Annotated in this window: 12 protein-coding genes; 10 read left to right on the top strand and 2 right to left on the bottom strand. The window is 74.7% G+C overall.

Going from position 1 to position 12,896, the window contains the following annotated elements:
* Positions 1-62 precede the first annotated feature (62 nt).
* From ACZ7JA_RS02520 to ACZ7JA_RS02510, 3 genes are all read left to right on the top strand, one after another.
* On the top strand, positions 63-731 hold the full coding sequence (locus tag ACZ7JA_RS02520) for a DUF4328 domain-containing protein (RefSeq protein WP_450745696.1): 669 nt from the start codon (positions 63-65) through the stop codon (positions 729-731).
* Positions 732-820: 89 nt separating this feature from the next.
* Positions 821-1,378 carry a hypothetical protein gene (locus ACZ7JA_RS02515; protein ID WP_351670156.1) on the top strand — a complete coding sequence of 186 codons (558 nt, stop codon included), beginning with the start codon at positions 821-823 and terminating at the stop codon, positions 1,376-1,378.
* 206 nt (positions 1,379-1,584) lie between these two features.
* Positions 1,585-1,974, top strand: coding sequence for a hypothetical protein (locus tag ACZ7JA_RS02510; RefSeq protein ID WP_404024307.1), 390 nt, complete (start codon positions 1,585-1,587; stop codon positions 1,972-1,974).
* Between the two features lie 92 nt (positions 1,975-2,066).
* Here the strand turns inward: ACZ7JA_RS02510 and ACZ7JA_RS02505 are convergent, their stop codons facing one another.
* Positions 2,067-4,673 carry an FG-GAP-like repeat-containing protein gene (locus ACZ7JA_RS02505; RefSeq protein ID WP_389446421.1) on the bottom strand — a complete coding sequence of 869 codons (2,607 nt, stop codon included), beginning with the start codon at positions 4,671-4,673 and terminating at the stop codon, positions 2,067-2,069.
* Positions 4,674-4,959: 286 nt separating this feature from the next.
* Here ACZ7JA_RS02505 and ACZ7JA_RS02500 point away from each other — a divergent pair, with 286 nt between their 5' ends.
* From ACZ7JA_RS02500 to ACZ7JA_RS02480, 5 genes are all read left to right on the top strand, one after another.
* Complete coding sequence (locus ACZ7JA_RS02500; protein WP_450750953.1) at positions 4,960-5,454, top strand: hypothetical protein; 495 nt, start codon at positions 4,960-4,962, stop codon at positions 5,452-5,454.
* Between the two features lie 112 nt (positions 5,455-5,566).
* Positions 5,567-6,202, top strand: a complete 636-nt coding sequence (locus ACZ7JA_RS02495) for an RNA polymerase sigma factor (RefSeq protein ID WP_351670144.1) — start codon at positions 5,567-5,569, stop codon at positions 6,200-6,202.
* Positions 6,203-6,323: 121 nt separating this feature from the next.
* The gene (locus ACZ7JA_RS02490) at positions 6,324-7,199 is read left to right on the top strand and encodes a hypothetical protein (RefSeq protein WP_470806895.1); all 876 of its coding nucleotides are present in this window, start codon (positions 6,324-6,326) and stop codon (positions 7,197-7,199) included.
* Between the two features lie 262 nt (positions 7,200-7,461).
* Positions 7,462-8,124: an RNA polymerase sigma factor gene (locus tag ACZ7JA_RS02485; RefSeq protein ID WP_351670138.1), complete on the top strand. Its 663-nt coding sequence runs from the start codon at positions 7,462-7,464 to the stop codon at positions 8,122-8,124.
* Positions 8,124-9,308: a hypothetical protein gene (locus tag ACZ7JA_RS02480; protein WP_470806893.1), complete on the top strand. Its 1,185-nt coding sequence runs from the start codon at positions 8,124-8,126 to the stop codon at positions 9,306-9,308. The genes ACZ7JA_RS02485 and ACZ7JA_RS02480 overlap by 1 nt, the downstream gene beginning before the upstream one ends.
* Positions 9,309-9,530: 222 nt before the next feature.
* Here ACZ7JA_RS02480 and ACZ7JA_RS02475 read toward each other — a convergent pair whose 3' ends face one another.
* On the bottom strand, positions 9,531-10,415 hold the full coding sequence (locus ACZ7JA_RS02475; RefSeq protein WP_470806892.1) for a L,D-transpeptidase family protein: 885 nt from the start codon (positions 10,413-10,415) through the stop codon (positions 9,531-9,533).
* An 81-nt stretch (positions 10,416-10,496) separates the two neighbouring features.
* Between ACZ7JA_RS02475 and ACZ7JA_RS02470 the strand changes: the two genes are divergently transcribed.
* Positions 10,497-12,077: an acyl-CoA mutase large subunit family protein gene (locus ACZ7JA_RS02470; RefSeq protein WP_470806890.1), complete on the top strand. Its 1,581-nt coding sequence runs from the start codon at positions 10,497-10,499 to the stop codon at positions 12,075-12,077.
* Between the two features lie 69 nt (positions 12,078-12,146).
* Positions 12,147-12,797, top strand: a complete 651-nt coding sequence (leuE, locus tag ACZ7JA_RS02465) for a leucine efflux protein LeuE (RefSeq protein WP_351670126.1) — start codon at positions 12,147-12,149, stop codon at positions 12,795-12,797.
* Positions 12,798-12,896 lie beyond the last annotated feature (99 nt).

Genomic DNA, 12,896 nt, shown 5'->3' with positions numbered 1-12,896 from the left:
CCGGGCACGGTATCTTCCGTCTGCCGCACCACGCGGGGTGCGGGGACACGGGGGGCTCGATCATGTCCGCAGCGCGCCTGCGCTCACCACAGGGCCTCGGCCGGGCCACCGTCGTCCTGCTCGGACTGGTCGTCGCCGCCGACCTGTTCGCGCTGTGGGCCGGAGTGCTCGAGATCCGGGTGGCCGGCGACGTCCTGAGAGGGATCGACGACGACGCCGCGCTCCGCCGGGGCGAGCGGTCCGAGCACCTCTACGAGCTGTCCCGCGCCGCACAGGCGCTCGCGCTGCTCGCGACGGCGGCCGTGTTCCTGTGCTGGTTCCACCGCGTCCGGGTCAACGCGGAGGTCTTCGACCCCGCCAGGCACGCCAAGGCGCGCGGCTGGGCGATCGGGGGCTGGTTCTGCCCGGTGGTGAACCTGTGGTTCCCGCGCCGTGTCGCCCTCGACGTCTGGGACGCCAGTGCCTCCTGGGCCGAGCGGCCCGGACACGGCCTGGTCAACTCCTGGTGGACGCTGTGGATCGTCTCGCTCTTCGCCGACCGGCTGGCGGAATGGCGGTACGACACGGCCAGGGGGGTGGTGGGCTGGCGGCACGCCCTGCGTCAGGTGCTGGTCGCCGACGCGCTCGACATCGCCGCCGCCGTGCTCGCCGTGCTGGTCGTCCTCAAGGTGACCCGCATGCAGCGCGAGAGGGCACGCGCCGGTGCCGACTTCGTCACGGCTCTTGGCTGAAAAGCTTCGTCTGTGACACCCTCGGCCCGTTGCACGCAGTAAGGGGAAGTGTGGGCTCCGTACAGGGCGCCCGGGCGAGGGAGGCTTCCATGAGCCTGGTGGAACTGATCGCGCAGGCCGGCGAACGGGGGCTGGCCGTGAGCGGACTGGCTTGTTTGGACCGGTGCGTGCCCCTGCTGGGCGGTGACGACGAGGTGCTGCGCCCGCTGTGGGCGAGCGTCGCCGAGGGCTCGGACTGGGCCGCGGGCCTGGAGAAGGCGCGCGGCGCGCTCGGCCCGGAGGACTCCGACGAGGACGAGGCCGCGCACCTCGCCCACCTCATGCTGGACGAGGCCCCGGCCGAGCGCACCCCCGAGGCGGTACGGGCCTGGGCGGACGCCTGCTCCGTCGCCTCCCTGCGCATCCACCGGCTCCTCGACCCCGCCGCCGACGGCCCGGACGACACCGGCGACGTGGAGGCCGGCCGCGCCGGCGACGCCGAGGGCCTGCCCCCGCTCGTCGCCGCCGAACTGCGCCGCCAGACCGTCGTCCTGGAACTCCTCGCCGAGCACGGCGCCAACGGCTTGCGCCGGGCCCTCGACGTGTCGGTCGAAGGCCGCCGGGTGCTGACCGCCGTGGTGTCCCGCCGGGCCCGCGGACGCGGCTGACCGGCCCGTCCAGGACCGGCGGTCCCCGGCCGCAGGACGAACCGCCGCACAGCGGGCCGGCGGTCCGCCAAACCCGGCTCGTGGGCGGGTCCTGTGTCCGTCCTGCGGTGGCGGTGCGGCGGTCCTGCGCCGTTTGCCGGAACCGGCCGGATCGCTGTGACGGATGCCCCGCGCGGCCCGCTTCTCCCTATGTGACAGCGCACTACGTGACAGCACAGGAGACCCGGCCGCACGCCGCGGCCAAGCCCGCGCGCTGGGCCGCGGACACGGTGGCGGCCATGCGCGAGGGCGCGCGGCTCAGGCTCGACTACTCGGTGCAGAGCCTGTGGCGGGTGGACCGGATGATCGACGGCATCCGCCGCGAGGGACCGCCGTACGCGGCGGTCGAGCACGCGTTGCGCGGCTTCGGCGCCTACGCCGGCGAGGTCGTCGTCCGCCGCACCGGCGCCCAGTGGTGGTCGTCCGGCGGCGAGCACTGGGTCCGCACGCCCGACGGCCGCCTGTGGGACCCCATCGACGAGGCCCGCCGCGCCTACGCCGGCCACGGCTCGCTGCGCCTGCTCTGCCGGGACGCCACGAGCGGGCAGGCCGGCTGACACCGGCGCGCGGGGCCGCGTACCGGCCCCGGACGCGCACCGGCCGGGACCCGCCGCCTGGCGGAAGTCCCGGCCGGTGCGCCGCGCGGGGGTTACGGCGCCAGCGTCACGCCCAGCCCGGCGCCCGTCGGGGTGCCGAGGATCGTCCTGCTCAGGACCGCCGTCTGGCCGAAGCCGAGGCCCGAGCCGTTGCTCGGCAGGTACATCAGGATGCCGTTGCCGCTGTCCTCGCCCGCCACGCCGAACGTCAGGTCGGCGCGCCCGTAGCCGGACAGGTCGGTCAGGGACACCGACGAGCCGAGCTTGTCGCCGCTCTCGGAGTCGCCGGGCACGCCCGAGGTGTCCTGCGAGACCGCGATCGCGCCCGAGCCGGTGAGGCCGGAGGCGCCGCCCTTGATGAGGAGCGCCGAGCCGGCGTCGGAGCGGTTGGCGCCGCTGCGGGTGAGGTCCTCGCCGGGCAGGCCGGTGAGGACGTCCGGGTAGCCGTCGCCGTTGTAGTCGCCGACCGAGACGGAGGCGCCCATCGCGTCGCCGGACTCGTTGCCGCCGGGGACGCCCGAGGTGTCCTGGTGGACGGTGACCATGCCGGTGGTGGTGAACCCGGTCGAGGAGCCCGGCACCAGGGTGACCTGGCCGCCCGACTTGCCCCCGGACTCGCTCGTGTACGGCTGGCCGATGACGATGTCGTCGTAGCCGTTGCCGTTCACGTCGCCGGCGGCGATCGACCGGCCGCCCTTGACCGAGATGACGCCCGCCTTGGTCAGGCCGGTCGCCGAGCCGGCGAACCGCACGACCCGGCCGATGCCGCCCGCGTCCCGGTAGTTGAGGGCGACGTCGGCGTAGCCGTCCCGGTTGAAGTCGCCGGTCGCGGCGTCCAGGTAGGCGACGGAGCCGGTGGCGGTGGTCAGCGTGCCGGACGTGGTGGCGCCGCCGGTCAGCCGGACGTTGTAGTTGCCGCCCTTGCCGGTGCCGGCCGAGAAGACGTCCGCCTTGCCGTCGGCGTTGAAGTCGCCGACCGCGACGGTGGAGCCGAGCTTGGCGCCGGTCGCCGTGACGCTGCCCGACGTGGTGTAGGAGAAGCCCGTGTCGAGCGCGGGACCGTACATCACGGTGACCGCGCCCCGGTCGGCGTGGCCGCTGGTGTCGTCCTCGCCGGGCACGCCGATCGCGAGGTCCGCGTAACCGTCGCCGTTGACGTCGCCCCAGGCGGTCGCGGCGCCGAAGCTGTCACCGGACTCGGACGAGCCGGGGACGCCCGGGCTGCTCTGGGTGAGCGTGAGCTTCCCGGCGCTGACGGGACCGTCCACCCCGCCCGGCACGACCGTCAGCGAGTTCGCCTTCGGCGTGCCCGCCACCAGGTCGGCCAGGCCGTCTCGGTCGCGGTCGGAGGTCGGCAGCGCGTGCGAGATGCCCGGGGTCTTCGCCAGCGCGGCGATCAGGGGCAGCTTGGCGTACAGATTGTCGCCGGGGCAGGCGGTGGCGTTGGTGTCCCGGTGGCCGAAGACCCGGGGCAGCGTGATGCTCTGGCCCTTGTCGACCAGGTTGCCGTCCTGGCCCTTGGGGCTGCCGGAGGTCAGCGTGACCTTGCCGGTCGGGTCGACGCCGTACATGCCGAACTTCCACGCCACGATCCGGGCGATCGAGTCGAGCGCGGCCCGGGACGGCTTCGCGGACACGTAGTTGCCGATGTAGGAGATGCCGACCGTGTTCGTGTTGAACCCGATGTCGTGCGCGCCCACCACCGGCAGGTCCATGCCGCCGCTGCGGCCCTCGAAGATCTGGCCGCAGCGGTCGACGACGAAGTTGTAGCCGATGTCGAAGTAGCCGCGGGAGAAGTGCTCCTGCTGGATGGTGCGCATCCGGGCCCGCGAGTCGGCGCAGGACACCGTGTTGTCGCTGTCGACGCCGGTGTGGTGGATGACGGCGGCCTTGATCTCCGTGCCGTAGCTCGGCGTGCCGTCGTAGTCCGTGGAGGCGCCCCACTCGGCCTGCGTGACGACCGGCGGCTTGACGACCGTGGAGGGACGCGGCGCCGGGACCGTGCTCGACGGGGACGGGGAGACCGAGTCGGACACCGACGGCGAGGCGGACGCGCCGGTGGAGTCGGACACCGAGGGCGACGGGGACGTCGTGTCCGGGGCCGACGCCGTGTCACTTGGCGCCGGCGAGTCCGTCGGCGAGGACGGGTCGGACGGCTCCGGTGACGTGGTGTCCGCGGCGAACGCGGCCGGCCGCGTGCCGCCCGCCGGGTCGGTGCCCGGGTCGAGCAGCTTGACGTCCATCCCGGCCGGGAGCCCGGGGGTCGCGTTGCCGTCGGCGTCGACCACCCGCACCGCGACGCCGTCCGCGTCGCCCGTCCACATGGATCCGGTGCCGCCCCGCGCCTTGGCCCGCGCGCCCTCGGCGCCGTCGGCGGAGAACGGGTCGTCGGGCAGCTTCGCCCAGTCCGACCACTTCCCCGTCTCCCGGGAGCGGTAGCGGAGCTCCGGTGTGCCCTTCAGTTCGGCCCGCTCGTTGTCCCAGGTGAGCAGCGCGGCGCTGAACCGCTCGGTGTCCCGCTTGCCCAGCCCGCGGCGGCCCCCGCCCTGGTCCGCCAGCTTCACCGTGTGCACGGAGGCCCTGCGGCCCGCGCCCTTGCCGTCGTTGTGCGCACCCGGGTCCGCGACCGCGTAGGTGACGGCGCCGGCACCCCCCAGCACCACGGCTCCGAGCGTCAGCCACGCCCGTCGCTTGAGACTGAGAGGTCTGTACGCATGGGTCCTGCGAGGACTCAACTGTCCCACCCCTAGAGAATGAACGGTGGCATCAACTGCCACACGGGTAACACCTGTACAGCGCACGGAGGTTGCGGAACGTCACCCGGCCCGGCGCCGGTCCGTGACCGGTCTCCCGGCGGCCGCTCGCGGTACGGTCGGTCCGGACGGTCGCCCGGGCACCCGGTGACATCAGGGGTCCGGCATCGGCGAGCGGATCGGGCGGTCGGCAGTGGGACACATACGCGTACTCGCCGCGGGCGTCGCGGTGTTCGCCTCGCTCGCCCCGCTCACCTCGTGCGCCTCGCCGGACGGCGGCGGGGACGGCCAGGGCCGGTGTTCCGCGCGGTCCGACCCGGCGCCGGTCGAGAAGCGCTTCCCCGTCTTCGGCACCCCGGAGCGGGCGCACTGGTGCGGCGTGGTCCTGAACGCCGGCGACGGACGCGTGCCGGGGCCGACGGACGTGCGGCTGGTCGGCGTCGTCGAACTCGCGCCCGAGGCCTTCGCCGGGGTCGTCGAGGACCTCGGGGAGCACCCGGTCGCGCACGCCCCGGAGGGGCTGCCAGACGAGATCGCGGAGTTCCTTCCCGACGGGGCCCGGTGGCGGCGCAGCGACCGCCTCGACCGGTCCCTCACCCAGGGGCGGTACAGCGGTTCCTTCCATGTCGACACGGCCCACCGCGCGGTCCTCCTGGACTGCGTCGACCCCGTCCCGCCGGAGCACTGAGACGGCGTCGCCCCGGACGCCGCCGTCGTGGCTGTGACAAAACCGTGAGCTGCGGCGCTGATGACCTTGGGGCTCGGGGAAGGCCCGTGCCCGGTTCGGACGAGGACGGTTCTTGGGCCAGGGAGGCGAACCCCGCCGCGTACAGGCGTACGACGGGGAACTGGGCGCTGCCGTCGCGCGGGCCCAGGACGGGGACGAGGCCGCGTTCGCGGCGGCGTACCGGATGGTGCAGCCGGGCCTGCTCGGTTACCTGCGCGGTCTGGTCGGCGACGACGCCGAGGACGTGGCCTCCGACGCCTGGCTGGAGATAGCCCGCGACCTCGGGCGGTTCAAGGGCGACGGCGCCGGGTTCCGCGGCTGGACGGCGACCATCGCCCGCCACCGGGCCCTGGACCACCTGCGCAGGCAGCGGGTGCGGCCCCGGTCGGCGGGGGTCCTCGAACAGGACGTGCTGGACCTGCCCGGACCGCACAGCACGCACGACCAGGCGCTGGAGTCCATCTCCACCCGGCGGGCCCTCGAACTGGTCCGCGCCCTGCCCCGCGACCAGGCCGAGGCCGTCCTGCTCCGGGTGGTCGTCGGCCTCGACGGCCCGTCCGTGGCGCGGGTCCTCGGCAAGCGCCCCGGCGCGGTCCGCACCGCCGCGTACCGCGGCCTCAAGCGGCTCGCCCGTCAGCTCGGCGGGTCCGGCGCGGCGGACGAGGGTGTGACGGATGACGGCCCCCGGACGCTGGGTGAGTCGACGTGAACGGCGGCGGCCCGCGGCCGTATAGATCAGATGGAAGCAGCGTCGGCGACGGAGCCGGCGGAGGCAGTGGCACGAGGCCGGCCGGGCGATCCGGCGGGCCTCACCAGGGACGGGAACAAGCATGGGTGAACGGCTGAGCGGCGAAGGGCCGCCCGGCCGCCGGCGCGGACACCCCGGCGGTACCGTCCTGGGCTCCGCGCCGGCCGGTCCGGACGCCGGGTTCGAGGCCCGCATCGCCGCCGCACTCCGCGGGGACGGCGCGGACGGCGTAGACCCCGAGGCCGAACGGCGCGCCGTGGCCGCCTTCCGCGCCGCCCGCGCCTCCGGGCAGCGGCCGGCGCGCACCCGGCGCCGGGACGACTGGCGGCCCGGGCGGCCGCGCCGCGCGCGGCTGTCGGTGCGGACCACGCTCTCCGTGTTCCTCGCGAGCCTCGCGCTGGGCGGCGTCGCCTTCGCGGCGATCGGTTCCCCCGGGTTCGCCGGGCACGACGACGGCGGCGGCACCGGCCAGCGCCCCGCGCGGCCGCCGGTGAGCACGGCGCCCCGGCAGCAGGCCGCCGAGCCGGCCGGCACCGCGTCCGCGGCACCCTCGGGCCGTCCGGACCGCCCCGCCACGACCCAGGACCTGCGCGCGCACTGCCGCGCCTACGAGCAGGTACGGGGCCGGGGCAAGGCCCTGGACTCGACGGCCTGGCAGCGGCTCGTCGTCGCGGCGGGCGGCGAGGACGACGTCGCCGGCTACTGCGCGGCACGGGCCGCGGGCTCCGCCCGGCCGATGTCACCCGCGCGGACGGGCCGCCCGGACAACGGCACGGGCAACGGCACTGGAGACGGCACTGGGAACGGCGCCGACAGCGGCTCGGGCAACGGGTCCGGCAACGGCGCCGGCAGCGGGACCGCCGGCGGCTCGGGCGACAGCTCGGACAACAAGGCGACCAGCGGCGGGAGTTCGGGCCAGAAGGCGGCCGGCCCCGATCGGACCGACGGGAAGAACTGACCCTCGCCCGGGGCGGAGGTCCGGGGCCAGGGCAACGGCCGGGGCCGCCACCCCCCACAGGAGAGGCCCCGGCCGTCGCGCTTCACGGGCCGCGCGGCGGCCCGTACTTCCTTCAGCGCCAAGGGTGCCTTTTCTGTCACACCCCGTCGCTCCCTGATGTGTCACGAGTTAGTTGCATCTTCTACAGACATGGACGTGGGCGGGTTTCTCGCCGTAACGTGCCTTTCGCGCCGGACCGAAGACATGGCGTAAAGGGAGTGCGGTGCTGGGGGACGACGCGGAGCTGACCACCGCGGTGCGTGCGGCACAGGACGGGGACGAGACCGCGTTCCGGACGGTGTACCGCGCGGTGCAGCCGAGACTGCTGGGCTATGTGCGCACGCTGGTCGGCGATCCGGACGCCGAGGACGTGGCCTCCGAGGCATGGCTCCAGATCGCCCGGGACCTCGACCGCTTCAGCGGCGACGCCGACCGCTTCCGCGGCTGGGCCGCCCGGATCGCCCGCAACCGCGCGCTGGACCACATACGCATGCGCGGCCGCCGCCCCGCCATCGGCGGCGACGAGACGGAACTGACCGGCCGGGCCGCCGACTCCGACACGGCCGGCGAGGCCATCGAGGCCCTGGCCACCGACAGCACCCTCTCGCTCATCGCACGCCTTCCGCAGGACCAGGCCGAGGCGGTCGTGCTGCGCGTGGTGATGGGCCTCGACGCCAAGTCCGCGGCGGAGACGCTCGGCAAGCGCGCGGGCGCGGTGCGCACCGCCGCGCACCGCGGCCTGAAACGGCTCGCGGAGCTCCTCGGCGGCGATCCGGAATCGGCGGGCGTCCTCGACGGACTGCCGCCCCAGCGAGAACCGCGTGGCCGCGCGGTGACGTCCGCCACTGTGACGCATACGCGTCCGCGGACGCAGAAGGACATGTGATGGCCGACGAGCGCTGTGTTTCTCCGGGAGACGACCCCCGGGCCCCTGACGAGTGGCTCACCGGTGAAACGGCGGAACGTCTGCTGCGTGGCGAGTCGCCGGCATCCTTCGACCCCGCGGTCCGTGACCAGGCAGAACGGCTCGCCGAAGTGCTCGGCGCGCTCTCCGTGCCGGCGTCCGCCGCCGGTGCCGAACTGCGCGGCGAGGAGGCCGCGCTGGCCGCGTTCCGCAAGGCCCGCGAGGCCGCCGAGGCCGAGCGCACCGCGGCCGCCTTCGGCGACGGCGCCCCCGGCGGGAAGGCCGCGCCCGTCGCGGCCGGCGCCGGCGAGGGCCTGGTCCGCATCGGCGCCCCGGCCCGTTCCGGAAGCCGCTCGCGCCGTCCGCGCTGGGCCCGGCCCGTCCGTCTGACGCTCGCCGCGGCGATGGCCGCCGGCACCCTCGGCGGGGTCGCCGTGGCCGCCGGCAGCGGAGTGCTGCCCATGCCCTTCCACAAGGACCGCCCGGCCCCCGCCGCCTCCGTCTCCGCCGACGAGACGCACGGGCGGCCGCGCGTCTCACCCTCCGCCCCGGCCCCCCAGGGCCCCGGCGCCGGCACACGCACCCCCGGCGCCGGTCCCGGCGCGTCCGCCGGCGGGGCCCCCTCGGGCGGCGCCACCACCGGCGCCGACAGCGGCGGCACGCCCGGCGGGACCACCGGGAGCTGGTGGCGGGACGCCGCCACGGCCTGCCGTGACATCCGGAACGGCAAGAGCCTGGGCGCCGGCCGCAAGCGGGCCCTGGAGGGCATGGCCGGCGGAGCCGCACGGGTCGGCAGGTACTGCGACGCCGTCCTGGCGGCCAAGCCCGGCGCCGGCGGGGACGACAACGCCGGTGACGACTCGGGCGACGGCTCGGGCAAGGGCGAGAGCGACGGCAAGGGCAAGGGTGACGGCAAGAACAAGGGCGGCGGCAAGAACAAGGGCGGCGGCAAGGGCGGCACCGGCCAGGGCGACGAGAACGGCCAGGGCGGGGACGAGGACGGCCAGGGCGGTGACGGGGACGGCCGAGGTCACGGCCGGCACGGCGGCGGCCGGCAGCGGGGCGCGGCGGCGTCCCCCTCTCCCTCGGACCGCACGCACCTGGCCCCCGGCCGGCGCGGCGCCGCTCCGGTCCCCTCGCCGAGCCCCACGTACTCCGCCCTCTGAGCGCTCGCCCTCGGCTTCCTTCACCGCTGTGACCTGCGGATTCATCAACGGCGAAATTTTTTTCGCGACAGGTGTGACGTTTCTGGCCCGCGCGGCGCAGTAATGAGTGAGCCGACTGGTCATCGGCCGTCGCACTGAGCCGGGGTTCCCCCCGTACCTACGGCTCGTGCATATGGCGCGGGCGGGACACGTTCCCCCGGTCCCGCCCGCGCCCCGAATCCCTCACCAGTGGACGACGACCTTGTCGCCCACCCGCGCCTGTGCGAACAGCGCGGCGATCGCCGCCTCGTCCCGTACGTTGACGCACCCGTGCGAGCCGCCCGCGTAGCCCCGGGCCGCGAAGTCGTACGAGTAGTGCACCGCCTGGCCGCCGCTGAAGAACAGGGCGTACGGCATGGGGGAGTCGTAGAGCGTCGACACATGGTGCCGTGACTTCCAGTAGATGTGGAACACACCCTCGCGGGTCGGCGTGTACTGGCTGCCGAAGCGGACCGACATCGTCTCGAGCGTGCGCCCGTCGACCATCCAGCGCAGCGTCCGGCTGGTCTTGCTGATGCAGAGCACCCGGCCGGTCAGGCAGCGCGGATCGGGCGCGTCGGCCGGCTGACCGCCCATCAGGTACAGCTCCCACTTGCCGGGCCGGTGGGTCATGCCCACCAGCCGCTGCCAGGTGACGGTGTCCAGCTCGCCGGTCCGCGGCAGCCCGCGCCTGCCCTGGAAGCCGCTCACCGCCCGCTCGGTCAGATCGTCGTACGACCCGGTCGGCCCGTCGGCCAGCCAGTCGACCTGGCGCAGCCGCGCCTGCAGTTCGCGCACGCCCGTGCCGCTGTCGCCGCGCGACCACAGCACCCGGGGCGCGGGCCCGGCCGGCCGGGAGGCGGGCGCCGAGGAGGCCGACGGCCCCTGTCCACCGGTCCCGGCCCGCCCGCCGGACTCGGCCGTCCGGGTGGCGGCCGGAGCGTGGCTGGACGGAAGCTGGATGCGCACCGGCAGGTGGTGCTTGCCGTCGGCGTCCGCGGGCTGCACGGTGCAGCCGCTGAGCGCGGCGAGGGCGGCGGTCGAGACGAGTGCGGCGAGTACGGCGGCAGATCTCCCCGGGATCCTCATGCCGGAGATGCTTCCCCGCGTGACCGCCGCCGAACTACGGGGCATGGTGAGGTGGTGTCGGAACGTACTGCGGAGGCATCCATGGCACGTGAGTCGGAGTCGGGGCTGCCGATCGAGCCGGTCTACGGACCCGGCGACCTGACCGGCTGGGACCCCGCCGGGAAACTCGGCGAACCGGGCGAGTACCCGTACACGCGCGGGGTGTACCCGACGATGTACACCGGCCGGCCCTGGACCATGCGCCAGTACGCCGGCTTCGGCACGGCGGCGGAGTCCAACGCCCGCTACCGGCAGCTCATCGCCCACGGCACCACCGGCCTCTCCGTCGCCTTCGACCTGCCCACCCAGATGGGCCACGACTCCGACGCGCCCCTCGCGCACGGCGAGGTCGGCAAGGTCGGCGTGGCCATCGACTCGATCGAGGACATGCGGCTGCTGTTCGACGGCATCCCGCTGGACCAGGTCTCCACGTCGATGACGATCAACGCCCCGGCGGCCCTCCTGCTGCTCCTCTACCAACTGGTCGCGGAGGAGCAGGGCGTATCGGCCGACCGGCTGACCGGCACCATCCAGAACGACGTCCTGAAGGAGTACATCGCGCGCGGGACGTACATCTTCCCGCCCAAGCCCTCGCTGCGCCTGACGGCGGACATCTTCAAGTACTGCGGCGCCGAGATTCCCAGGTGGAACACCATCTCCATCTCCGGCTACCACATGGCCGAGGCGGGCGCCTCGCCCGCGCAGGAGATCGCCTTCACCCTCGCCGACGGCATCGAGTACGTCCGCACGGCCGTGGCGGCGGGCATGGACGTGGACGACTTCGCGCCCCGCCTCTCCTTCTTCTTCGTGGCCCGCACGACGCTGCTGGAGGAGGTCGCCAAGTTCCGCGCGGCGCGCCGGATCTGGGCGCGGGTGATGAGGGAGGAGTTCGGCGCGCGGAACCCCAAGTCCCTGATGCTGCGGTTCCACACCCAGACGGCGGGCGTCCAGCTCACCGCCCAGCAGCCGGAGGTGAACCTGGTCCGGGTCGCGGTGCAGGCCCTCGGGGCCGTCCTCGGCGGCACCCAGTCGCTGCACACCAACTCCTTCGACGAGGCGATCGCCCTGCCGACGGACAAGAGCGCCCGCCTGGCCCTGCGCACCCAGCAGGTGCTGGCGCACGAGACGGACGTGACGGCGACGGTCGACCCCTTCGCCGGCTCCTACGCGGTGGAGCGCATGACCGACGACGTGGAGGCCGCCGCGCTGGACCTGATGCGCCGGGTCGAGGACCTCGGCGGCGCGGAGGCGGCCATCGAACAGGGCTTCCAGAAGTCCGAGATCGAGCGCAACGCGTACCGCATCGCCCAGGAGACCGACTCCGGTGAGCGCGTGGTGGTCGGCGTCAACCGCTTCCGGCTCGACGAGGAGGAGCCCTACGAGCCGCTGCGCGTGGACCCGGCCATCGAGGCCCGGCAGGCGGAGCGGCTGGCCCGGCTGCGGGCCGAGCGGGACCAGGGCGCGGTGGACGCGGCGCTGGCCGCGCTGAAGAAGGCGGCGGAGGGCGAGGACAACGTCCTGTACCCGATGCGGGAGGCGCTGCGGGCGCGGGCGACGGTGGGCGAGGTGTGCGACGCCCTCCGGTCGGTCTGGGGCAGCCATGTGCCCTCGGACGCCTTCTGAGCCCGGGGCCCGTCTCGCCCTCCGAAATCCCCGGCCGGAGTGTCGTACCCGCGTGCGACACTCCTTGCCATGTTCGGCGTCATCGATCTCCCCACCTACCTGGCAGGACTCGTGCTCATCGTCCTGCTGCCCGGCCCCAACTCGCTCTACGTCCTCTCCGTCGCCGCCCGGCGCGGTGTGCGGTCGGGCTATACCGCCGCCGCCGGCGTGTGGTGCGGGGACACCGTGCTGATGACGCTGTCCGCCGCCGGGGTCGCCTCGCTGCTGCAGGCCAACGCCGTGCTGTTCGGCATCGTGAAGTACGCCGGCGCCGGCTATCTGACCTGGCTGGCGATCGGGATGATGCGGTCCGCCCTGCGGATGTGGCGGACCCGGCGGGAGAAGGCGGTCGAGGAGACCGCCGCGGTCGTCGCGGCCGAGGAGCGGCCGTTCCGCCGCGCCCTCGTGGTCAGCCTCTTCAACCCCAAGGCGATCCTGTTCTTCGTCGCCTTCTTCGTGCAGTTCGTGGACCCGGGGTACGCCTACCCGGCCCTCTCCTTCGTCGTCCTCGGCGCCTTCGCGCAGGCGGCCAGCTTCCTGTACCTGAGCGCGCTGATATTCGGCGGCACCCGCCTCGCCGCCGCCTTCCGCCGCCGCAAGCGGCTGTCGGCTACGGCCACCTCGGCGGCGGGCGCCCTGTTCCTCGGCTTCGCGGTCAAGCTGTCGCTGGCGAGCGCGTAGGACCCGGGCCCGCCGGGCCGCCCGTCCGGGCGGCCCGGGGACGCACCGGGGCCGCGCGGCCGGTCGGCTCCGGCCGGTGTCCGCCCCGAAGGGCGGGGG

Source organism: Streptomyces sp. NPDC038135 (assembly GCF_055601245.1).
The sequence above is the reverse complement of the archived record's forward strand: the minus strand, read 5'-3'. Positions and strand labels throughout refer to the sequence as shown.

Bases quoted from the DNA above. Each gene is read 5' to 3' on its own strand.
- ACZ7JA_RS02475 (WP_470806892.1), bottom strand. From the start codon at position 10,415: ATGAGGATCCCGGGGAGATCTGCCGCCGTACTCGCCGCACTCGTCTCG.
- ACZ7JA_RS02520 (WP_450745696.1), top strand. From the start codon at position 63: ATGTCCGCAGCGCGCCTGCGCTCACCACAGGGCCTCGGCCGGGCCACC.
- ACZ7JA_RS02515 (WP_351670156.1), top strand. From the start codon at position 821: ATGAGCCTGGTGGAACTGATCGCGCAGGCCGGCGAACGGGGGCTGGCC.
- ACZ7JA_RS02470 (WP_470806890.1), top strand. From the start codon at position 10,497: ATGGCACGTGAGTCGGAGTCGGGGCTGCCGATCGAGCCGGTCTACGGA.
- ACZ7JA_RS02480 (WP_470806893.1), top strand. From the start codon at position 8,124: ATGGCCGACGAGCGCTGTGTTTCTCCGGGAGACGACCCCCGGGCCCCT.
- ACZ7JA_RS02490 (WP_470806895.1), top strand. From the start codon at position 6,324: ATGGGTGAACGGCTGAGCGGCGAAGGGCCGCCCGGCCGCCGGCGCGGA.
- leuE (WP_351670126.1), top strand. From the start codon at position 12,147: ATGTTCGGCGTCATCGATCTCCCCACCTACCTGGCAGGACTCGTGCTC.